This window comes from Bacillus paramobilis, from assembly GCF_038096195.1.
Classification (GTDB): Bacteria; Bacillota; Bacilli; order Bacillales; family Bacillaceae_G; genus Bacillus_A; species Bacillus_A mobilis.
Window position 1 is genome coordinate 1,172,422 of the sequence record NZ_CP151108.1, and the last position, 22,842, is coordinate 1,195,263.

The 22,842-nt window shown below is 36.0% G+C and carries 23 protein-coding genes and 2 riboswitches; of the genes, 15 read left to right on the forward strand and 8 right to left on the reverse strand.

All coding sequences use genetic code 11. The features are described from left to right. Window positions 1–78 precede the first annotated feature (78 nt). The 6 genes from phoU (at window position 79) to glcK (ending at window position 5,680) form a co-directional block, all read left to right on the forward strand. The gene (phoU, locus tag AABL52_RS06100) at window positions 79–735 is read left to right on the forward strand and encodes a phosphate signaling complex protein PhoU (protein WP_033656402.1); all 657 of its coding nucleotides are present in this window, start codon (window positions 79–81) and stop codon (window positions 733–735) included. A 380-nt stretch (window positions 736–1,115) separates the two neighbouring features. Next, the gene (locus AABL52_RS06105; protein ID WP_341519058.1) at window positions 1,116–3,470 is read left to right on the forward strand and encodes a sugar phosphate nucleotidyltransferase; all 2,355 of its coding nucleotides are present in this window, start codon (window positions 1,116–1,118) and stop codon (window positions 3,468–3,470) included. Window positions 3,471–3,539: 69 nt separating this feature from the next. Next, a complete protein-coding gene (gene rpmG / locus AABL52_RS06110) occupies window positions 3,540–3,689 on the forward strand; it encodes a 50S ribosomal protein L33 (RefSeq protein ID WP_001265616.1) in 150 nt (49 codons plus the stop codon). A 105-nt stretch (window positions 3,690–3,794) separates the two neighbouring features. Next, the gene (locus tag AABL52_RS06115) at window positions 3,795–4,373 is read left to right on the forward strand and encodes a 5-formyltetrahydrofolate cyclo-ligase (protein WP_097843958.1); all 579 of its coding nucleotides are present in this window, start codon (window positions 3,795–3,797) and stop codon (window positions 4,371–4,373) included. A 103-nt stretch (window positions 4,374–4,476) separates the two neighbouring features. Continuing rightward, window positions 4,477–4,677, forward strand: a complete 201-nt coding sequence (locus tag AABL52_RS06120; protein WP_000253699.1) for a YqgQ family protein — start codon at window positions 4,477–4,479, stop codon at window positions 4,675–4,677. Window positions 4,678–4,696: 19 nt separating this feature from the next. Beyond that, window positions 4,697–5,680 carry a glucokinase gene (gene glcK / locus AABL52_RS06125; protein ID WP_073516517.1) on the forward strand — a complete coding sequence of 328 codons (984 nt, stop codon included), beginning with the start codon at window positions 4,697–4,699 and terminating at the stop codon, window positions 5,678–5,680. An 80-nt stretch (window positions 5,681–5,760) separates the two neighbouring features. Here the strand turns inward: glcK and AABL52_RS06130 are convergent, their stop codons facing one another. Next, entirely contained in the window at window positions 5,761–5,934 is a 174-nt protein-coding gene (locus AABL52_RS06130; protein ID WP_000524846.1) for a DUF2759 domain-containing protein, read from the reverse strand. 170 nt (window positions 5,935–6,104) lie between these two features. On the opposite strand from AABL52_RS06130, the gene AABL52_RS06135 reads away from it, so the two are divergent. After that, on the forward strand, window positions 6,105–6,734 hold the full coding sequence (locus AABL52_RS06135) for an MBL fold metallo-hydrolase (RefSeq protein WP_000871244.1): 630 nt from the start codon (window positions 6,105–6,107) through the stop codon (window positions 6,732–6,734). Between the two features lie 9 nt (window positions 6,735–6,743). Next, window positions 6,744–7,856, forward strand: a complete 1,113-nt coding sequence (locus AABL52_RS06140) for a class I SAM-dependent methyltransferase (RefSeq protein WP_341519059.1) — start codon at window positions 6,744–6,746, stop codon at window positions 7,854–7,856. Window positions 7,857–8,000: 144 nt separating this feature from the next. Here the strand turns inward: AABL52_RS06140 and AABL52_RS06145 are convergent, their stop codons facing one another. From AABL52_RS06145 to metI, 4 genes are all read right to left on the reverse strand, one after another. Next, complete coding sequence (locus tag AABL52_RS06145) at window positions 8,001–8,291, reverse strand: ArsR/SmtB family transcription factor (RefSeq protein WP_000894375.1); 291 nt, start codon at window positions 8,289–8,291, stop codon at window positions 8,001–8,003. Window positions 8,292–8,719: 428 nt separating this feature from the next. After that, complete coding sequence (locus tag AABL52_RS06150; protein WP_000379165.1) at window positions 8,720–9,232, reverse strand: cysteine hydrolase family protein; 513 nt, start codon at window positions 9,230–9,232, stop codon at window positions 8,720–8,722. Window positions 9,233–9,391: 159 nt separating this feature from the next. Next, window positions 9,392–10,555, reverse strand: a complete 1,164-nt coding sequence (gene metC / locus AABL52_RS06155; protein WP_120450870.1) for a cystathionine beta-lyase — start codon at window positions 10,553–10,555, stop codon at window positions 9,392–9,394. Continuing rightward, window positions 10,552–11,664, reverse strand: coding sequence for a cystathionine gamma-synthase/O-acetylhomoserine thiolyase (metI, locus tag AABL52_RS06160; RefSeq protein WP_341519060.1), 1,113 nt, complete (start codon window positions 11,662–11,664; stop codon window positions 10,552–10,554). Before metI ends, metC begins: the two co-directional genes overlap by 4 nt. Window positions 11,665–11,757: 93 nt before the next feature. Continuing rightward, window positions 11,758–11,867, reverse strand: a riboswitch (SAM riboswitch). Between the two features lie 204 nt (window positions 11,868–12,071). Then, window positions 12,072–12,181: riboswitch (SAM riboswitch) on the forward strand. Between the two features lie 70 nt (window positions 12,182–12,251). Between metI and AABL52_RS06165 the strand changes: the two genes are divergently transcribed. From AABL52_RS06165 to AABL52_RS06190, 6 genes are all read left to right on the forward strand, one after another. Further along, a complete protein-coding gene (locus AABL52_RS06165; RefSeq protein ID WP_097843953.1) occupies window positions 12,252–14,084 on the forward strand; it encodes a bifunctional homocysteine S-methyltransferase/methylenetetrahydrofolate reductase in 1,833 nt (610 codons plus the stop codon). After that, the gene (gene metH / locus AABL52_RS06170; RefSeq protein ID WP_341519061.1) at window positions 14,084–17,482 is read left to right on the forward strand and encodes a methionine synthase; all 3,399 of its coding nucleotides are present in this window, start codon (window positions 14,084–14,086) and stop codon (window positions 17,480–17,482) included. The genes AABL52_RS06165 and metH overlap by 1 nt, the downstream gene beginning before the upstream one ends. An 18-nt stretch (window positions 17,483–17,500) precedes the next feature. Next, the gene (murG, locus tag AABL52_RS06175; protein WP_341519062.1) at window positions 17,501–18,559 is read left to right on the forward strand and encodes an undecaprenyldiphospho-muramoylpentapeptide beta-N-acetylglucosaminyltransferase; all 1,059 of its coding nucleotides are present in this window, start codon (window positions 17,501–17,503) and stop codon (window positions 18,557–18,559) included. A 96-nt stretch (window positions 18,560–18,655) separates the two neighbouring features. Continuing rightward, window positions 18,656–18,916 (forward strand): DUF3966 domain-containing protein, encoded by a 261-nt coding sequence (locus AABL52_RS06180; RefSeq protein ID WP_000817963.1) that lies wholly within the window; start codon window positions 18,656–18,658, stop codon window positions 18,914–18,916. Between the two features lie 95 nt (window positions 18,917–19,011). Continuing rightward, window positions 19,012–19,386 (forward strand): nucleoside 2-deoxyribosyltransferase, encoded by a 375-nt coding sequence (locus AABL52_RS06185; protein WP_341519063.1) that lies wholly within the window; start codon window positions 19,012–19,014, stop codon window positions 19,384–19,386. A gap of 79 nt (window positions 19,387–19,465) precedes the next feature. Further along, complete coding sequence (locus tag AABL52_RS06190) at window positions 19,466–19,954, forward strand: hypothetical protein (RefSeq protein ID WP_341519064.1); 489 nt, start codon at window positions 19,466–19,468, stop codon at window positions 19,952–19,954. A 36-nt stretch (window positions 19,955–19,990) separates the two neighbouring features. On the opposite strand, the gene AABL52_RS06195 is transcribed toward AABL52_RS06190, so the two are convergent. After that, entirely contained in the window at window positions 19,991–20,302 is a 312-nt protein-coding gene (locus AABL52_RS06195; RefSeq protein ID WP_341519065.1) for a hypothetical protein, read from the reverse strand. 252 nt (window positions 20,303–20,554) lie between these two features. Between AABL52_RS06195 and AABL52_RS06200 the strand changes: the two genes are divergently transcribed. Then, a complete protein-coding gene (locus tag AABL52_RS06200; protein ID WP_001008329.1) occupies window positions 20,555–20,770 on the forward strand; it encodes a DUF3912 family protein in 216 nt (71 codons plus the stop codon). Between the two features lie 215 nt (window positions 20,771–20,985). Here AABL52_RS06200 and AABL52_RS06205 read toward each other — a convergent pair whose 3' ends face one another. Both AABL52_RS06205 and AABL52_RS06210 read right to left on the reverse strand, forming a co-directional pair. Further along, entirely contained in the window at window positions 20,986–22,380 is a 1,395-nt protein-coding gene (locus tag AABL52_RS06205) for an L-cystine transporter (RefSeq protein WP_001094339.1), read from the reverse strand. Between the two features lie 106 nt (window positions 22,381–22,486). Then, complete coding sequence (locus tag AABL52_RS06210; RefSeq protein WP_000440714.1) at window positions 22,487–22,729, reverse strand: DUF2626 domain-containing protein; 243 nt, start codon at window positions 22,727–22,729, stop codon at window positions 22,487–22,489. Between the last annotated feature and the right edge of the window lie 113 nt (window positions 22,730–22,842).

Genomic DNA, 22,842 nt, shown 5'->3' on the forward strand with positions numbered 1-22,842 from the left:
GCTGATTACAGAGATAAGAGGCCTTAAAATAGGAGATTTATATATATAATGGCACATAATATTGAGGGGGAAGAAACGATGGTAAGAGAACAGTTTCAATGTGATTTAAAAACGTTACAGCAAAAGGTGATTGAGCTTGGAGAGCTAGCGAGGGAAGCTTTATTGCTTGCTATGGAAGGTCTTCATAAAAGGGATGTAGAGAAAGCGTTAGAGGTAATAGATGGTGATTATCGTATGGATAATTTAGAAGAGGAAATAAATGATCTTGCGCTTATGCTTATTACGAAGCAGCAACCTGTAGCAAGTGATTTAAGAAGGATTTTCATTTCAATTAAAACAGCGACAGATTTAGAGCGTATTGCAGATCATGCCGTTAATATTGCGAAATCAACAATTCGTCTTGGGGAAAAAGAAGTGGTTGTTAGTTTGCACAATCTTGATGAAATGTTTGCAATTGCAGATAAAATGTTACAGTTAGCATTGGAAGCATATGAGCAAGAAAATTTAACTTTTGCCAAACAAATTGCCGAAATGGATGATTCAGTTGATGAAATATATGGGAAAGCGATTCGTGAATTTATATCTTCAGTTCCAGAACAACCAGAAGCAATTACACAAATTACACAATTATCCTTTGTGGCGAGATATATCGAGCGTGTAGCAGATCATATTACAAATATTGCTGAAAATGTTTTTTATTTAGTAAAAGGAAAGCATTACTTATTAAATGAATAAAGAAAAAAGGCAGGTGAAACATCACCTGCTTTTTTTAGTCAAAACATGACAAAAAAAGCTCGTTGTTTCCTTTAGTTTATGATGATAAGATGTATCATAATATAATGGAAAAAATAGGACATATATGTTATTCATTTCATAAGTAATATTTTACTGAGTTAATGGTAAGCGCTTTCTTTCGTGTTGTTTAAAAGGTACATGTATATAGGGTATTTTACTGTCTGTAAAAGCCTGAGTGGTCAGGGCTAATAATCAGTGGGAGATGCAGCAAAATCCCTATTAATTAAAGTTTCATTTTATACTGCTAGTTAATGCGGGGTAGATAATATACATATCGTATATGAAGTTACTGAACATTATATAAGTGGAGGCTGAAGTATATGAAGGGGGTTATTTTAGCTGGAGGAAAAGGACGACGCCTTAGACCATTAACATGTAATACTCCAAAGCCAATGTTACCATTATTAGAAAAGCCAGTTTTGGAATACAATATTGAATTATTACGTCAGCATGGTATTCGTGAAATTGCAATTACTGTTCAGTATATGAGCACAGCTATTAAGCAATATTTTGGTGACGGTAGCAAATGGGGCGTCAATTTGTACTACTTTGAAGATTCTCCACCGCTTGGAACCGCAGGGAGTATTAAACAAGCGGAAACATTCTTAGATGAAACGTTTGTTGTGATAAGTGGGGATGCGTTAACTGATTTTCAATTATCAGAAGGAATTACGTTTCATGAACAAAAGAAAAGAATGGTAACTATGTTTGTAAAGGAAGTAGAAAACCCACTCTCATTTGGTTTAGTTGTAATGAACAAAGAACAAGAGGTTACACGATATATAGAAAAACCGAGTTGGAATGAAGTAGTCTCTAATATTGTGAATACAGGTATATATATTATGGAGCCAGAAATTTTTTCTTACATACCGCCCCAAGAATTTTTTGATTTCAGTCAAGATGTTTTTCCATTATTGGCAAATAAGAACGCATTATTTGCATATTTGTCAGAAGGCTATTGGTTAGATATCGGTACATTTGATCAATATCGACAAGCACAATTTGATTTGTTAACGAAAAAATTACAAGTACCTATTCCTTATACGGAAGTATTGCCGATGGTATGGATGGGGGAAGGTGTGGCGATTGGAAAAGGAACGAAAATTCACGGTCCTTCTTTTATTGGAGAAGGAGCAAAGATTGGTGCTGGAGCTGTAATTGAGCCGTACTCCATTATCGGTAAAAATAGTATTATTTCAAGTTATTCTCATCTTCAAAAAAGTATTGTTTTTGCAAATGCGCACATTGGGCAGTATTGCGAGCTATTAGAAACGACAATAGGAGAGCATACAATGGTGGAAGATGACGTTACACTGTTTCAAAAAAGCATTGTAGCGGATCATTGTCATATAGGGAAAAGTACGGTAATTAAGCAAAAGGGAAAACTATGGCCATATAAGGCGATTGACAGCTATTCGGTAGTAGGATCGGCTGGTGTTCAAGAAAGTGAAAAGAGTGCAGGGTGGTTGCAAAAAAGCCGCATTGTAGGAAGAGGTAATGTTGAGATCACTCCTCAATTTATTGTGAAGGTTGCGATGGCGTATGGATCTCTTTTTGCTAAAGGAGAAAGTATATTAATCGGGAGTCAAGAGTATATAGAAACGACTTCTTATAAAAATCTCTTTCTTCATGCGATTCATGGTATCGGGGTTCATACAATGGAATGCAAAGACATGAACGAGTCGCTTTTTCAGTATAGTATTCAGGATTTGCAATGTGTAGGTGGGGTTTTCATTCAAGTGGAAAATGAAAAAGAGGTTGTAATAAAGTTGTATGGTAAGGATGGGGTACAATTAACGTATAAGCAGCAAAAAGCGATAGAACAAGTATATATGTCTGAGTCGTTTTATTACGTATGTGAGAAGGAAATGGGACGGAATAAGCTAGTCCACGTTTCTTTACATGATTATATAGAGGCTGTATTAGAACGCATTGATATTGAAAAAATACAAAAACAGAAGTTTCACCTTCTTATTAATAAAAGAAATGATATGTTACAACATTTACTTATGCTCTTTTTGCAAAGGCTCGGATGCACAGTTACATGGATTTATGCAGGTGAACAAAAGGATCATGTGAAAGCCTTGATGAAATCAAGTAAAGCAAATATGGCACTTATGTTTTCGGAGCAAGGAAATTATTTCGAGTTATATGATAATCATAGTAATATTTACCAAGGTACAGATTTTGAGGAGGTAGATATTCCGGATTTATTGCTTGAATCGACAGGGAATATTTACCCAATGTCTTTGAAATTAGGAGAATGTTACCTTCTATTTTATACGCAGGATGAAAAGAAGTCATTTCAAGCGAGATGGAAGAGAGATATTTTATATCGAATAGGAAAATTATTTGAGCTAATAGCATTGCAGGGAAAAACATTTCTCAGCATAGTAGAGCAATCGCCTCCACTTTATTTACTGTGTGATGAAGTTGTATGTTCATGGAATGAAAAAGGGAAAGTAATGAGGAAATTATTAGCTGATATGGAAAGAAAAGAAGAAGGTATATTTGAAGGAGTACAGTTCAAATATACCGAAAAAGAGTGGTCTTATATCGTTTCTGACACAAAACAACCGAAATTTTTAGTGTATTCGCATGCTAGAAATCCAGTAATAGCAAGGGAAAACATGAAAAATCTTATAGAAAAAATTAGACAATATCAAAAGGTGTAGAATTTTTATTTTAAAAGTGGTATTATAGTATAGTCTGATTTAAGTTATTAGTACTGGAGGGAAATAAGAATGCGTGTGAATATTACTCTAGCATGTACAGAATGCGGAGATCGTAACTATATCTCAAAGAAAAACAAACGTAACAACGCTGAGCGTATCGAGCTTAAAAAGTATTGCAAGCGTGACAAGAAGTCTACGTTACACCGTGAAACAAAGTAAGCAGTAGGAATATTTTCCTACTGTTTCTTTTTTTTATTCGATTCCTCTGTTAAAAGTGATACACTATCATCGTAGAGAAAAGTATCACTTTGAGGGGGAAAATGTGTGAGAGAAGAGAAACTACGTTTACGTAAACAAATAATAGAGCACATGAATTCTTTATCAGAAGAACGGTATACAACTTTATCAGAACAAATTGCATTCTCGTTGTATGCGCAAAAAGAGTGGGCTGAAGCTAAAACAATCGGAATCACTCTCTCAATGGAAAATGAAGTGAATACATATCCTATTATCGAAAAAGCTTGGGAAGAGGGAAAGAAAGTTGTTGTCCCGAAGTGTAATAAAGGAACACGAACAATGTCCTTCCGACAAATTAGTAATTTTGATCAATTGGAAACAGTGTATATGAATTTACGTGAACCAATTCCAGCGCTTACGGAAGAAGTGGATGCAGATGAAATTGATCTTCAAATCGTACCAGGCGTAGCTTATACAGGGCGAGGAGAACGGATTGGATATGGCGGTGGCTATTATGATCGTTATCTCGTGCATTATAAAGGGAAAACGCTATCATTAGCTTATAGTTTTCAAATGGTAGAACATATTCCGGTAGAGCCGTTTGATAAAAATGTAGAAAAAATTATTACAGAAAAAGGAACAATGGTTAAAAATGGGCTTGTATAGACAAATAAAAATTGACGAGACTTTTTCTTCTTGATTATAATAAAATATGTGAACGTTTTCTTATTATAATTTTTTATAGTAAGTGAGCATAGAGGGTGATGAAATGGTATCTATTTATGATATTCAGCAATTGCTAAAGAAATTTGGTACGATTATTTATACGGGTGATCGAATTGCAGATTTACAATTAATGCAAGATGAATTGCGTGAATTAAATCAATCACAGCTAATCGATCCACAAGACTATCAAACAGCTTTATTTTTATTGAAGCAAGAAATTCAAAAAGAGCTAAATAAGAATTAGATAAAGGTAGGTAAGCAACATGGAAGAGAAATGGTTAGTTGGTGTTGACCTTGGTGGTACAACGATTAAATTAGCATTTATTAATGTGTACGGTGAAATTTTACATAAGTGGGAAATCCCTACGAATACAAATGAGCAAGGAAAACATATTACGCTTGATGTAGCGAAAGCTATTGATAAAAAGTTAGAAGAGTTAGGCGAATTGAAAAGCAAGTTAATCGGTATTGGTATGGGAGCTCCTGGTCCTGTACACGTGGCATCTGGAATGATTTACGAAGCGGTTAACTTAGGATGGAAAAACTATCCGTTAAGAGATTTATTAGAAGTAGAAACAGGATTACCTGTTGTTATTGATAATGATGCAAACTTAGCAGCGCTTGGTGAAATGTGGAAAGGTGCTGGTGAAGGAGCAAAAGATTTAATCTGTATGACACTTGGCACTGGTGTTGGCGGCGGTGTAATTGCCAATGGTGAAATTGTACACGGCGTAAGTGGTGCTGCTGGTGAGATTGGACATATTACAGTCGTTACAGAGAATGCTTTCCCATGTAATTGTGGGAAGTCTGGTTGCCTAGAAACAGTAGCATCTGCAACAGGTATTGTGCGTGTTGCTATGCAAAAAATACAAGAGACTGATAAAGAGAGTATGCTACGTTCTATGTTAGCAGAAGAAGGGCGTATTACATCAAAAGATGTGTTTGAAGCACTTGGACAAGGTGACGAGCTTGCAGGCGAAGTAGTAGAAAAAGTAGCTTCTTATTTAGGATTAGCTGTAGCGAACCTTGCTAGTACGTTGAACCCAGAAAAAATTGTTATTGGCGGCGGTGTGTCTAAAGCTGGAGATGCACTATTAGAGCCAATTCAACGTTATTTCGAGCAATATGCTTTTTCACGTGCTGTAAAGAGCACGAAGTTAGCGATTGCAATACTTGGTAATGATGCAGGTGTTATCGGAGGAGCTTGGCTTGTAAAAAAGCACAAATACGAAGCGAAGATGGTATAAGTTGTGAAATATAAAAAGAGGAAGGGGAAACCCTTCCTCTTTTTGTGTGAAATCTTGATGAAAAATAACATGTTAATGAATTAAGCTGCTGGTGGGTACCCGTTATATAGAACAGTCATGATCGTAAACCATCCGAAAACGAGTACAGTTGCAATTGCAAAGCCGCCTGCGAAAAAGTTCTTTTCACGAAGTGTTCTAAGCGTAGCAAATACAGCTAACAGAGTGACTAGCGCAAAAATAATAACAAGGCCCATACAATATCCTCCTCTGTCTACCCATTCCTCAATATGAGTTTTTGGAATATTTACTCTTTTATATTGTACATGTTTTAAAAATGATTGTCGAGATAGCATCCTTTCTTTTCCTAAGAGAAAAAAATGTTGTATCATTGAAAGTAAGTTTAATAATTGGAGGAGATTTTCATATGAAATGGATACAAATGCCGTTAGGCCCATTACAAACGAATGCTTATATTTTAACGAATGATCAAAATGAGTGTATTATCTTTGATCCAGGTCACGAAGGAGAGAAGCTCGTTACATATTTACAAGAAGAACAATTAAAGCCACTGGCTGTTTTATTAACACATGCTCACTTCGATCATATTGGCGCTGTTGATGCGGTAAGAGACGCTTTTCATATTCCTGTGTACGTACATAAAGAAGAAGCAGATTGGTTAGGCGATGCAACTGTAAATGGCTCTCAAATTTTTATGATGAATCGCAGCATTACAGCAAAACCAGCAGATCATATTATTGATGCAGAAGGTGCATTAGCAATTGGTTCATTTAATTTTGAGATTTTTGAGACGCCAGGACATTCTCCGGGCAGTATTTCTTATTATTGTAAAGAGGCGAATGCTGTATTTTCTGGAGATGTATTGTTCCAAATGAGCATCGGAAGAACAGATTTACCTGGTGGAAGTTTTGCTGAATTGATTGGAAGTATTGAAGAAAAATTATTTGTATTACCAGATGAAACAGCGGTGCTATGTGGACATGGTCCAGAAACAAGCATTGGTTTTGAAAAAGAAAATAATCCATTTTTACAGTAAGGAGTCATTATGGGGATGGAGCTCATTTTAAAAGAATGGATGGGGAAAGAGAAGGATTATTCAATTTCGTATAGTACGTATATGAACCTTGTATTGTATACAGAGGGGCATGGCTATTATATGAAAGAACGTGAAAAAATTGGAAGACAAGGGGATTTTTTTACAAGTAGCAATGTATCCTCTGTTTTTGCAAAAACCTTTGCTAAGTTTTTTATTCGTCTTGTTGAAAGTGGTGAAGTTGCTCCGAATATTTGTGAGATTGGTGGGGGAACAGGAAGGTTTGCCTATGATGTTTTACAAGAATGGAAGCAAGTCTCTCCAGAAACCTTTATTGATTTAAACTATTCAATGATTGAAATGAGTCCATTTCATAGAAGCTTACAGCAGAAAAATCTTTGTTCGTTTTCAAATGTTTCGTATTATACGTCGTATAGTGAAATGGGGGAATCGTTCGATGGGATTCTTTTTTCGAATGAGCTATTTGATGCATTTCCTGTTGAAGTAATTGAGAAGAGAAACGGAATGTTGTATGAGGTACGTGTTACGTACACAGAGGAAGGGAAACTTGCAGAAGTATGGAGGCCGTTACATAAAAGCATCGGTCGATACTTATTGAAATATAATATTCATCTTGCAGAAGGTCAGCGTTTTGAAGTGCCAATTGTGATGGAAGAATATATAAAAGACATTGCGAAATGGTTTCAAAAAGGTATATGTATTACAGTTGATTATGGATATACAAAAGAAGAATGGATGCATCCTGCACATCAAGAAGGAAGCTTACGAGGGTATTACGAGCATAAGTTAATCCGTAATCCTTTAGCGCATCCAGGTGAAATGGATCTTACTGCTCATATTCATTGGGATGAACTGAAAGAGATGTTTAGCTTGCAAGGGATGGATACAGTATGGCATAAGAAGCAGTCTGAATTCTTGTTAGCAGCAGGAATACTAGATCAGCTTACGGGTCACCAAGATAGAAATCCTTTTTCTGAAACTCAAAAACAAAATCGTGCAGTTCGTTCTATGATTTTGAGCGGAGGATTAGGGAGTGCATTTGATGTTGTGATACATACGAAACATATGCAACGGTTACACTTGGAGCGGTATTTGAAAATATAAAAAAACAAGACACAGCATATTTCTGTGTCTTGTTTTTTAATACGACTTATGTAGCATCATATATTTCCTCTCATGATATATATTTATATTAAAGATATGAGATAAAAAATATAGAATACGTCCTTTTTCTCTGTTTATGAGTCCCTAACCCAATAATACGCGAACGAGTTGAATAATTGTCTCGTTTTCTACTTTGTAATAAATTTCCAATCCTTTTCTTTCACTTGAAACGATTTTAGCACTTTTTAACTTTGCTAAATGCTGTGAAATTGTAGATTGTGGCATGTTTAAGCCAGTGTACATTGTAGAAACGTTGCTTGGACCACGTTCAATTAATCCTTTTACAATACATAAGCGAACAGGATGAGCAAGTACTTTCAATAATTCTGCATTGCTTTCATATAGTTCTATTTCTTTTTGAAAGGTTTCTAACATGTTCTTTTCCACCTCCGTGTGAGCTGTTATACCATACTATACATACCAAAAAATTAAAGAAAAGAAAACAGTTGTTGCAGAAAAAAAGTCCTAAAGTAAAGAAATTGTAAGAAAAGAGACCCTGATGTAAATAAAGTAGATAAATTTGCACGGTTTTGTAAAATGACATTTTTGGGTGAAAATTTCGATGCGTTTTAAAAATTGAAAGATATAGATATATTTGTAACACAATTTTATCATGAATTTCTTATTCTTTCAAATGAATATACGAAATTTTTAAAATAATATGACAAAGGAATTATAATGTTATATATAGAATATAAAACAGGTTAAAAGAAGCTGAATGTAGTCAGCTTCTTGATGGTGAAAACGAAATGTTTGAATATAGCTGATAAATCTTAGAATTACCAAGACATTAGTTATATATTCTAGCGTTCACCTTGTATCAATTTTAAAAATCTGTGATTCCATATATTTTCATAAAAATCAATTGTCTCTTTTGCGGACATAAATGGATTATTTAATGTAGAGGTTGCTTTCTGTACCATGAAGTTTTCGTATCCTAGTCCATGAGCGAATTTAATCGTAGCATCCATACAGTACTCTGTTTGGGCACCACAAAATTCAATACGATGTACAGATAATTGATCTAAAATCTCTTTTAAGTTTGTTTTATAAAATGAATTGGCATGTGTCTTTCTTACAAAAAAATCTTGTTCTTGAACATCTAGATCAGCATGAATAGCCCAAAGTTCTTTTTCGGGTACTAAATTATCATCACAATGTTGAACGAAAAGAATTGGTTTATTTGATTTTCTGTATGAAGAAATTCTGTTATTTACTTTTGTAAGTAAGTTTTGTAAATCAAATAAATGTTCTTCGCTATAACATACTCCGTTTTGTAGATCGATAACGATTAAAACATCTGCGCAAGTATCCATTGTTTTTGCCCCTTTTTTTACTTCTTAATATATCAATTAATTCATTACTTGGAAATAGAGGGTGCTCTTTCGTTTTTTTATGAACTATATGAAAAGTAAAATATACGCAACAGCATAAAAAGAAGATATGATAACTTAATTTCATATCTTCTTTTCTCTCTATGCATTTACAGGTTCTTCTACATAAGAAAGGGCATTTTCAAAATCGGATATTAAATCGTCCACATTTTCAAGGCCGACGGATAACCGAAGTAATGAATTAGAAATCCCTCTTTCATCACGAGCTTCTTGCGATAGTGCTGCATGTGACATTTTAGCTGGGTAGGAAAGGATCGATTCGACAGCTCCTAAACTAACTGCAAAGACAGGTAATTTTACTTTTGATAGAAATTGGCGGAGTGCGTCTTCTGATTGTAAAGTGAAAGATAGGACAGCTCCGGCTGATGTAGCTTGAGATTGTTGAATATCAAATCCAAGATGTGCTTGTAAGCCAGGATAATAAACATTTTGGATTTTAGCGTGCTCTTGTAAATAGTGTGCAATTTTATTGGCGTTAGCAGCCGAGTGCTCAAGACGTACATGCAATGTTTTTAGGCCGCGAAGCACGAGAGAACAATCTTGAGGACCTAAAATAGCGCCGAATGCATTTTGTAAAAATCCAAGTTTTTGAGCGAGTTCGGCATCTTTGACAACAGCTAATCCGGCAGTAACATCACTATGACCGGCAATGAATTTTGTGGCACTATGAAGAACGACGTCGGCACCAAGATCAAGTGGCTTCTGGAATAATGGTGTCAAAAATGTATTATCAACAAAAGTAAGGGCATTAATAGATTTTGCAAGTTGAGAAACAGCACGAATATCTGTCACTTTTAAAAGTGGATTAGAAGGTGTTTCCACATAAAAGAGTTTTGTGTTTGGCTTAATGTTTTGCTTTATTTCTTCTAAATTGGTCATATCAACAAATGTATGTGAAACACCGTAACGGGAGAGAACTTCAGTTATAATTCGATAAGTGCCTCCGTATACGTCTTCTGAAATGAGTACGTGATCACCTTGTGAAAGAAGGAGGAATGCAGTAGAAATCGCTGCAATTCCCGATGCGAAGGCAAATCCTTTTGTTCCGCCTTCTAATAATGCAATGATATCTTCAAGAGCTTCACGTGTTGGATTACCAGAGCGGCTATAGTCATATTTCCCGAACGTATCTACATCAAACTGGTGGAATGTTGATGTGTTATAGATGGGAACGTTAACAGCTCCTGTTTGTGAGTCATGTTTATATTGGTTGTGCAGTAAGAGTGTATCTATAGAATAACTCATATTCTTACACCTTCTTTTACAAGTGTAATGGCTTGCTTTAAGTCTTGAATTAAATCGTTACTATTTTCAATGCCCACGGAAAATCGAAGAAGACGATTGCATACACCGTTTGCTGTTCTGATTTCTTCTGGAATATCAGCGTGTGTTTGCGTTGCTGGATAGGTCATTAAACTTTCAACACCACCAAGACTTTCAGCGAATGTAATTAAGGATAAAGATTGTAAGAATGGATTGATCCACGTTTCATCTTTCAGGCGAAATGAGATCATACCGCCTTTTCCAGGATAAAATACATCTGTCACCCCGTCTTCATCATTTAAATAAGCGACAACTGCTTTTGCATTTTCTTCATGTTGTCTCATACGAAGCGCTAACGTTTTCATACCACGAATTAATAGCCATGAGTCAAATGGGCTTAAGACTGCACCAGAGGCATTATGGTAATGAGCGATTTCCTCACAAAGTTCCTTTCCTTTTGCAACGACAAGTCCGCTTAGTACATCGTTATGCCCACCTAAATATTTCGTTGCGCTATGAAGTACAATGTCAGCACCTTCTGTTAATGGCTGCTGTATATAAGGCGTGTAGAATGTGTTGTCTACAATAAGGAGTAGTCCGTGTCTTTTCGCTACAGTTGCGACAGCGGCAATATCAGTAACTTGCATTAATGGATTAGTCGGAGTTTCTATGAAAATAGCTTTCGTTTCAGCTGTGATAGCTTTCTCAATTTGTTGAATAGATTGTGTATTTACGTATCTACATCGAACGTTCCACTTTTTTTCGTGCTCAGAAAATAATCGATAAGTGCCGCCGTATAAATCTTCAGACACAATAAGTTCGTCTCCAGAACGGAATAGCGAAAGGACGAGGAGAACAGCTGCCATTCCGGAGCTACAGGCATAACCTTGTTCGCCGTATTCTAAGTCTGCGATTGCCTGTTCTAAAAGACCGCGAGTTGGATTTCCAGTTCGTGAATAGTCAAAACCAGTAGATTTACCAATTCCCTCGTGACGATAAGCAGTTGAGAAATAAACAGGCGGATTAACAGTTCCTGTTGTAGTTTCGCTCCGGTTTCCGATTTGTGCTAGTTTTGTTTCAATAGTTGACATGTAAAAATTCCTCCTTTTAAAGTTAACAATTAAGTGAATGTAAAATAAAAAAAGCCTTCTAAGAAGAAGGCTTTCGGTTTGAATAGAGTCTTCTTCTCATCTGTCAAATCTTTCACAATTTGCTGGAATTAGCACCTTATTAACAAATGTTAATGGTTGCTGAGGCGTCATAGGGCCAGTCCCTCTACCTCTCTAGATAAGAATGTTCGTATGAAATTTTATTATGTTTTTAACTTTACAACAAAAGATAATTGAATTGCAACTTTATTTTAAATAATTTTTATTTTTCCGCAAGTGTCATTGACTTTTGTATTTGTGCATGCTAAATTTATTAAAAAAATTAACAAACATTGTTAAAAGGGGAACGCATTTCCTTTTAGCTACATAAATAAAATAATAAAGACAAACTCTTATTGAGAGCGGTGGAGGGAAAGGCCCTGTGAAACCCGGCAACCTTCAAACGAAATGTTTGAAACGGTGCTAATACCTGCAAAACGATTGTTTTGCATAATAAGAGGAGGAACGATTATGTCCCCCTCTTCAAAGTGAAGAGGGGGTTTTTATATTGATAGAAATGAGGGAGATTTGTGAAATTACTAGATTTATTATCAAAAGGAATTGTAATAGGTGATGGTGCGGTTGGAACGTTATTACATTCACATGGTTTGCAAAGTAGTTTTGAAGAATTGAACATATCTGATCCAGATTTAATTATATCGATTCATAAGCAATATGTAGCTGCTGGGGCAGATGTAATTCAAACAAATACGTACGGAGCAAATGAAGCAAAATTGCGTATGTATGGTTTAGAAAATCAAGTTACTGAAATTAATAGAGCGGCAGTAAAATTGGCGAAAGCATCTGTTACAGATAGAAATGCAATTTTAGGAACAATTGGCGGTATGAAACATATCGGAGCTGTTACGACAACTGATATGGAGCGAGAATTTATGTTACTGGAGCAGGCAAGTGCATTACTAGAAGAACAGGTTGATGGACTGCTATTAGAGACTTTCTATGATGAGTTTGAATTACTTCATGCTGTTCAGGTGCTACGAAAACAAACGAATATTCCAATTGTAGCTCAATTAGCATTGCATGAGGCAGGCACAACTCAAAATGGAAATGATGTAAATGAAATATTAAAACAACTTCTAGATTACGGTGCAAATGTTGTTGGATTGAACTGCCAACTAGGACCGCTTCATATGACGGAAGCTTTTAAAATGATATCGATTCCGCAAAATGGCTACTTGTCAGCATATCCGAATGCAGGTCTCCCCAATTATGTGGAGGGACGTTACGTATATGAGGGAAGTCCAGCTTATTTCGAAGCGATGACACCGAAATTTATTGAGCAAGGTATTCGGTTATTAGGTGGTTGTTGTGGCACGACTCCAGAACATATTGAAAGTATGAAACGTGCTACTCTAAATGTTACGCCTGTAATAGAAAAGGATACGATTCAAAGACCGAAAGTAGTTCATACACACGAGAAACGTTCGAAAGCCCATGTCACATTAGCAGAGAAAGCAAAAAAACAAACGACAGTAGTAGTGGAATTAGATCCACCGAAAACATTAGATACGCAGCGATTTTTTGAAGGCGCAAGAGCATTGAAAAGAGCTGGAGCAGATGCTATTACTCTAGCAGATAATTCATTAGCATCGCCTCGCGTCTCGAATATGGCAATGGGGGCATTATTAACGAAGCATGATATTCCAGTATTGACGCATTTAACGTGTAGAGACCATAACGTCATCGGACTACAATCTCATTTACTAGGCTTATCAGCGTTAGGCATGGAAGAAGTGCTAGCTTTAACTGGAGATCCAGCACGCGTTGGTGATTTTCCAGGTGCCACTTCTGTATATGATTTGTCCTCTATTGAGCTCATTAAAATGATCAAAGAAATGAACGATGGGCGCTCCATTTTAGGGAAATCAATAGGGCCAGCAACAAGGTTTTCGGTGGGAGGTGCGTTTAATCCGCATGTAAGACATTTAAAAGCAGCGGTTAAGCGAATGGAACGGAAAATAGATGCTGGAGCGGAATATTTCTTAACACAGCCAATTTACGATATCGCGCTAATTGAAGAAGTGTATGAAGCGACAAAGCATTTGGAACAACCTATTTTTATTGGGATTATGCCACTAATAAGTAAACGGAATGCAGATTTTCTTCATTTTGAGGTGCCAGGAATTACGCTACCTGAAGAAATAAGGGAGAGAATGGATGGACATGAAACGAAAGAGGCAGCAATTGAGGAAGGGATTCGCATTTCACAAGAATTGATCGATGCAGCGATGAAATATTTTAACGGCATTTATCTTATTACACCATTTCTAAAATATGAAATTACAGAACATCTTGTTAAATATGTGAGAGAAAAGCAAGAAGTGAAAGAAGGTATTAACTGATGAAATGTATAGAAGAAAAATTACAAAATAACATCTTAATATTAGATGGTGCAATGGGAACAATGATCCAGCAAGAGGACTTAACTGCGGAAGATTTTGGAGGAGAAGAGTACGAAGGTTGTAATGAATATTTAGTAGAAACAAGGCCTGATGTCATTTTAAAGATTCATAAAGCTTATATTGAAGCTGGAGCGGATATTATTGAAACAAATACATTTGGGGCGACAAATATTGTATTAAGTGATTATGAGTTGTCGCATTTAGATGAGGAATTAAATGAGAAGGCGGCACGTTTAGCGAAGCAAGCGGTCAACGAAAGTGGGAAGGAAGTATATGTTGCGGGAGCAATGGGACCGACAACGAAAGCGATTAGTGTTACTGGTGGTGTGACGTTTGAAGAATTAATTGAAGCCTATACACGGCAGGCAAGAGGATTATTAAATGGTGGCGTAGATGTATTACTCGTTGAGACGAGTCAAGATATGCGTAACGTGAAGGCTGCTTATATTGGAATTCAAGCAGCTTTCGACGAGCTAAATAAAATTGTACCCATCATGATTTCGGGAACGATTGAACCGATGGGAACGACTCTGGCTGGGCAAACAATTGAGGCTTTTTACTTATCGGTAGAACATATGAAGCCATTGTCTGTTGGATTAAACTGTGCGACTGGTCCGGAGTTTATGAGAGACCATATTCGTTCCCTGTCTGATTTGTCGGAGTGTTACATTTCTTGTTACCCAAATGCAGGTCTTCCTGATGAAGATGGACATTATCATGAATCTCCATCTTCTCTCGCTGAAAAAGTGAAGCGATTTGCTGAAGAAGGATGGGTTAATATTATCGGTGGTTGTTGTGGCACAACACCAGAACATGTAAAAGCAATGAAATCTGCGTTAGCGTCTCTTAAGCCGCGTGAACAGCAAGAGAGAGCTGGGCATGGGGTTAGTGGATTAGAGGCACTTCAATATGATGATTCTATGAGACCGTTATTTGTTGGTGAAAGAACAAATGTTATTGGATCACGTAAATTTAAACGATTAGTAGCAGAAGGGAAATTTGAAGAGGCTGCTGAAGTCGCAAGAGCGCAAGTGAAGAAAAATGCTCATATTATTGATATTTGTATGGCAGATCCTGATCGCGATGAAATAGAAGATATGGAAAACTTCTTGGCAGAAGTTACGAAAGTGTTAAAAGTACCGATTATGATCGACTCAACAGATGAAAATGTGATGGAGCGAGCTCTTACTTATATTCAAGGAAAAGCTGTTATTAATTCAATTAATTTAGAAGATGGAGAAGAACGATTTAAAAAAGTGACGCCGCTTCTTCGGAAATATGGTGCTGCTATTGTTGTAGGAACAATTGATGAAGATGGTATGGCGGTTAGTGCAGAACGAAAACTTGAAATTGCGAAAAGAAGTTATGAGTTATTGACGACGAAATATGGTATACGCCCGTCAGATATTATTTTTGATGCACTTGTATTTCCTGTAGGTACAGGTGATGAAGAATATATTGGCTCGGCGACAGCGACGATAGAAGGAATTCGCCTTATTAAAGAAGCGTTACCAGAGTGTTTAACGATTTTAGGTGTAAGTAATATATCATTTGGTTTACCACCAGCTGGACGCGAAGTATTAAATTCCGTCTTTTTATATCATGCAACGAAAGCAGGGTTAGATTATGCGATTGTGAATACGGAAAAATTAGAGCGGTATGCGTCAATTCCTGAGGAAGAAAAACGTCTTGCAGATGCATTGCTTTTTGAAACGACGCAAGAGACGTTAGAAAAATTTACAAACTTCTATCGCGTGGCAAAAAAGAAAGATGTCGTTATCCAAGAAACATTAACTCTTGATGAGCGACTAGCAAATTACATTGTAGAAGGTACGAAGCAAGGGTTACAAGAAGATTTAAGTCTTGCACTTACAGAAGGAAGAAAGCCTTTGGATATTATTAATGGCCCACTTATGACAGGAATGGATGAGGTGGGACGATTATTTAATAATAATGAGCTTATCGTTGCTGAAGTATTGCAAAGTGCTGAAAGTATGAAAGCTGCCGTAAGCTATTTAGAGCCACATATGGAATCTAGCGATAGTGCGAAAAAAGGGAAAGTATTATTAGCAACTGTTAAAGGTGACGTACATGATATTGGGAAAAATCTCGTTGAAATTATTTTATCGAATAACGGATATGAGATTATTAATTTAGGAATCAATGTTCGCTCGGATCGAATTGTACAAGAAGTACAAGAAAAGAAGCCTGATATTATTGGTCTTTCTGGTTTATTAGTAAAATCAGCGCAACAAATGGTAACGACTGCTGAAGATTTAAAAGCAGCAAATATTGATGTTCCAATCGTTGTAGGCGGGGCAGCGTTAACAAGAAAGTTTACAGATAATCGTATTTCACCATCATATAAAGGGCTCGTATGCTATGCGAGTGATGCGATGACTGGTCTTGATATTATTAATAAGCTTCAAAAGGAAGAAGAGCGTGAGAAGATGAAACAAGATAAAAAAGAGCGTCATCTTCATATCGTAGAAAAAGAGGAGAAGAAAGTAGAGATTCCAGCAGTAATTGAGCCATTACCGAAGGCAGAGGTTATAGTGCCTGATTCAACAAAGCGAATTGTATTACGTGATATTCCAGCCCTTCATCTCGCTCCATTTTTAAATAGACAGATGTTACTTGGACATCACCTTGGATTAAAAGGAAGTGTGAAGAAGCTTCTGCGAGAGGGAGATAAAAGAGCACACGAATTAAATGATTTAATAGACGAATTATTACAGGAAGGGCAATCTTGGTTAAAACCGAAAGCAGTGTATCAATTTTTCCCAGCGCAAAGCGACGGACAAAATATTGTAATATATGATCCAGAAGATCATACGCGTGTTATAGAGCGTTTCACATTCCCTAGACAAGGAAAAGCACCATATCGTACGTTAGGTGATTATTTACGCTCAGTTGGAGATGAGATGGACTATGTTGCTTTTCTATCTGTTACGGTTGGGGAAGGCGTTCGGGATATTGCTGAAGAGTGGAAGGCGAAGGGTGATTATTTACGCAGTCATGCCATTCAATCGTTAGCGCTTGAACTAGCAGAAGGACTTGCTGAAAAAACACATATGCTCATTCGTGATCGCTGGGGTATTCCAGATTCACCAGAACTGACGATGGAAGAACGTTTCCGTACGAAATATAGAGGGATACGCGTGTCCTTCGGTTATCCAGCATGTCCAGAACTTGCGGATCAAGAAAAGTTATTTCGCCTTATTCATCCAGAAGAAATAGGTATTTCATTAACGGAAGGATTTATGATGGAGCCAGAAGCATCTGTGACGGCTATGGTATTTTCTCACCCTGAGGCAAGATATTTTAGTGTATTATAGTGTAGAAGGGGGAGACGTATGAAGAAAATAGTCTTTACAGGTGGCGGTTCGGCAGGGCATGTAACACCTAATTTAGCCATCATTCCACATTTACAAGAACAGAATTGGGATATCTCTTATATCGGTTCACATCAAGGAATTGAGAAAACGATTATAGAAAAGGAAGGCATTCCGTACTATAGTATTGCAAGCGGCAAGCTACGTCGTTATTTTGATTTGAAAAATATAAAAGATCCTTTTCTTGTAATGAAGGGTGTTATGGATGCGTATGTAAGGATTCGAAAACTAAAACCGGATGTGATTTTTTCAAAAGGTGGTTTCGTATCTGTACCAGTCGTAATTGGAGGATGGCTAAATAGAGTACCTGTTTTATTACATGAATCTGATATGACGCCAGGACTAGCAAACAAAATTGCGCTCCGTTTTGCTGCGAAAATATTTGTTACATTTGAAGAAGCTGCGAAACATTTACCGAAAGAAAAAGTAATCTATACAGGAGCTCCTGTACGTGAAGAAGTGCTAAAGGGAAATCGTGAAAAAGGTTTAGCATTTTTAGGTTTTTCACGTAAAAAGCCAGTTATTACAATCATGGGAGGAAGTTTGGGCGCAAAGAAAATTAATGAAACGGTTCGAGAGGCGTTACCAGAACTTCTGAAAAAATATCAAATTGTTCATCTTTGCGGAAAAGGTAATCTTGATGGAAGTTTACAAAATAAAGAAGGATATAGACAATTTGAATATATACATGGAGAGCTGCCAGACATATTAGCGATAACAGACTTTGTTATTTCACGTGCGGGCTCTAATGCCATTTTTGAGTTTTTAACATTGCAAAAGCCGATGGTTTTAATTCCGCTATCGAAATTTGCAAGTCGTGGAGATCAAATACTAAATGCAGAGTCTTTTGAAAGACAAGGATATGCTTCCGTATTGTATGAAGAAGATGTGAATGTGAAATCTCTTATAAAGCATGTCGAAGAATTAAATCAAAATAATGAGATGTATAAAACAGCTCTAAAAAAATATAATGGAAAAGAAGCAATTCAAACAATCATTCAACATATTTCAGAGGCATGATGAAACAATCATGCCTCTTTTAATAGGATGAAAGATTCCAAGAAACCGTGTTTTTATGTTACAATAACAAATGGATTAGTAGGGAAATTCCAATTGATGAAGCGTGAAAATACGAATGGATTAGGAGTGACTGTGTTGGAGCTAAGTCTCTATGAAAATACTGCACTTATTATATGCTTTGTGTTGTACGTTGGTAGTGTTATTGTTTATATTTCAAGGAAATTTTCGCAAGAAAGAGAGCTTGAAAAATCAGAAATAACAGCTGAACTAGAAATGTTAGCTGATGAAAGTTATAAAAAGAAAAAAATAAAAGAAGAGCATGAAGAATCCCATCATTTAAACGCAAATAAGTTTTAAAGATGGGGATTTTTTTTTGAAGTCGTTCTTTTATTATGTGTATAGCAAGTAACGCTAAAAGGAGTTTCCCGTACATAATGAAGGAGTGTATATAAATGAATTTTTATGTCGCCTCAGGATTCCAAAATAAACATCTTGTACGTTCTATAGCAAATGAACTGAACTATGCAGGATGGCACCATACATATGATTGGACAAGAAACGAAAGAGCAGTGAATCAAGATCAATTAAGAGAAATTGGTCAGGCAGAAAAGAATGCTATAAAAAAATCGGATGTCTTTTTACTTATATTAGATGGCGGAAACGGGAGCCATACAGAGTTTGGAATGGCGATTGCGCTAGAGAAAAAGATATATGTATACCATGAAAGAAACCTGCTTCAAACAACGTTCTATCATTTGCCAGAAATAAATATTTTTGAAGGAGATGCAACTGAATTTGCATCTTATGTTATGGATCACGTGAAATAATAGTAACTGTCTAAAAGGTTATAAAAGTGATCTTTTGGGTACAGTGATGATAAGAAACCTATATAAAGGAGTATATAATATGAAATTAGAAAATGGATGGGAAACGAGCTTTTTAGAAGTCGTACAAAAAAGTGAATTTAAGAAAGATGTACTTCTTAGTCAATTGCTTTGTGAGGATAGTGAAGAAGTTGAGGAGCTTGTTGATGATTATGGTTATGAAGAAATTATTGACCGTGAACATGATGAGGAATTAGCTGATATTTTAGGAGAAGAACTTTTTAGTGAGATGGAACGATGCGTATTCTTATCTTCACAGCCAGAAGAAAAACTTATTTCATTCGTAAATGGATTAGGTTTTCACGTGTTAGATTGGATCGTTCTTCTTGAAACAGAATTTGGAATTGATAGTGCAAACTTTACGTCGGACGCCGTGAAAATGTTAGAAAAGCGTTTTAGACAGTTTCCATACATAGAAGATAAAACAATTTTTGATATGACATTTGGAGAAGCAATGGATGTATTACAATCCATTACAGGATTACAACTAAAGGAAAAGATGAACGTATAATGTAAAAAAAGAACGTGATATCTTCACGTTCTTTTTTTACATTATAATAATTTTGTCATCTAGTTTTGTCTGTCCGCTAAGAAGTGCGTTTAAATATTCCACTTTTCTTATACAGGCCTGTATATGTCTTTCAACCTCTTGCAACTCTGCTTGGTGATGTGTTTCAATCGGATGAATTTGTACGTTGAATTTTTCAAATTGACTACTATATGTTATTTCTGCATAGCCGCTCATAATATCCATTTCGTTATGAAATAAAAATTGCTTCGATTTGTCACAGAATGATACATTTTGAAAGCCATATACTTTTAATGCTTCAATTACTTTTTTTATCATTTTTGTATTCATTTTTTAACCCTCTTTACGAAGTTCTACTTATATAGTATAACATAAAAAATTACATAGAAAGCGCTTCCAAGTGTGTTTTATTATAAACTTTACGTTTCGATCACAAAAATGAAACAAAGAAAAAATAATTGTAAAGAAGGAAGGACTCTTTTATTGTTTCGTCATATATATAGAGAAATAGTGCAATGAAAGGAAATTTTCCGAGGTGGAGATCGTATTTCCAATTTGAGCGCAGTAAAAGAGGTGAAAATCTTGAACTTTGATATTGTAGGACAAAAAGCATATATAAAAGATGGACCGCATCGGAACCGAATTGGAATTGTAAAGAAAAACGAAACAAAATTAGAATCACAGTTTGCTATTGTAATTGGAGAACAAATCATTGATGTAGACCTAAAGGATATCGTGTTAGTTGGAGTAGACGTAGGACAATTTCATAAATGGTGCGAACAAAATGGTTATTTGTGAAAGGACGGGCTGTAAGATAATGAAATATATTTGAGAAAAGAGAATATGTAATTGTATTCTCTTTTTCTATGTGTAAGGAGACGGAAATGAAGTATAAAGAACGAGATTTTACATAGTATGTGAAACAATATGTGATGCCTTATGTATAAAAGACAAAGAGGAAGATGAAAAGAACTAAAAAAGGACGCTAACAGTTTTTGTTAGCGTCCTTTTCATTATGAAGCAATTTCACCAGTTTTTGTATCATCTTGATTGTACGTATCTTGATCTAATTCACCAAGCCATTTACTAGAAATAAGACCTGCTGTCATAGAACCACTTACGTTAAGAGCTGTACGACCCATATCGATTAATGGTTCAACTGAGATAACAAGAGCGACAATACCGATTGGTAAGTTCATTGTAGATAGTACGATTAACGCTGCAAATGTTGCACCGCCACCAACACCGGCAACACCGAATGAGCTAATAGCAACGACAGCGATTAAAGTTAAAATAAATTGTGGTTGTAATGGATCGATTCCTACAGTTGGAGCGACCATCATTGCAAGCATTGCTGGATAAATACCTGCGCAACCGTTTTGTCCGATAGATACTCCAAATGATGCTGCGAAGTTGGCAATTCCTTCAGAAATACCAAGCTTTTCTTTTTGCGCTTCAATATTTAATGGCATTGCACCAGCACTAGAGCGAGATGTGAATGCAAATGTTAATACAGGGAACACCTTTTTTAAATATTGAATTGGATTTAAACCAGATAGAGCAATTAATAATAAGTGGATAACGAACATTACGATAAGTGCTACGTAAGACGCTAACACGAAGTTACCAAGTTTTAAAATAGCATTTATGTCGCTACCAGCAACTGTTTTTGCCATAAGAGCTAATACGCCGTATGGAGTAAGACGTAAAATTAATGTTACCATACGCATTACGATTGCATATACAGCATCAAGCATTTTCTTAAATAGTTCTGCTTGTTCTGGATATTTTCGCTTTACACCTATAAAGGCGATACCGATAAAGGCTGCAAATATTACAACAGAAATTGTTGATGTTGGACGAGCGCCTGTTAAATCAAGAAACGGATTTGTAGGCAATAGTTCTAATAATTTATCTGGAATTGTTGTTTTTTCAATAGAAGTAAATCTTTCTTCAACTAGCTTCAGACGAGCAGATTCTGCATCACCTTGTTGTAAGCCTGTTGCTGATACATCAAATCCTGCACTTGCAGCGATACCGACAGCTGCAGCGATTCCTGTAGTAAGAATTAAAATTCCGATAATAAGACCACTAATTTTACCAAGGTTTTTCGTTAACTGTAATTTTGTAAATGCTGAAATAATAGATACTAAAATAAGTGGCATAACAATCATTTGAAGTAATTTCACATAACCGTTACCGATTAAGCCAAACCAAGTATTTGATTCAATAATTACTTTAGAAGTTGGTTCATAAATAAATTGTAATATAAGACCGAATATAATTCCGACTCCTAAAGCAGTAAATACACGTTTATTAAAAGATACATGCTTACGTTGCATATAATATAATACGCCAACTAAGATGAGCATGACCGCAACGTTAATTCCGACAAGCAGTGTATTCATGTTGATTCCCCCTAATTCCAATCTGTTATATAGAATATAAGGTAATAAAACCTATAAGTCAACTAGGAAATTGCGGAATTAAAAAAAGATGGCAAAATGCCATCTTTTAATGTCCAGCCCCAGGGACAAGTAAAAACGTCGTGTAGTATGTAAATCCTATGAAGAAAACAGTTAAATATGCCCCAAATACGTATATATACATACGCTCTGTTAAATTTAAATAGCTTAAAAGTACGAAGAATCCTGTTTGTCCTAAAAATAGTAGTGCGGTCGAATGCATATCCCCTACGTAAAACATAACCGAGAAAATTCCAGTCCAAAAGCCGAGAACGCGAAACATGCGCTCCATGCCATCTCCCTCCTTTTCTAAAAAAAGTAAACCTCACCTCATTATAGTTTATTTTTCTTACTATTGTAAATATTCGTTCATATAAAAAGAAGCCATTATAAATGGCTTCTTTT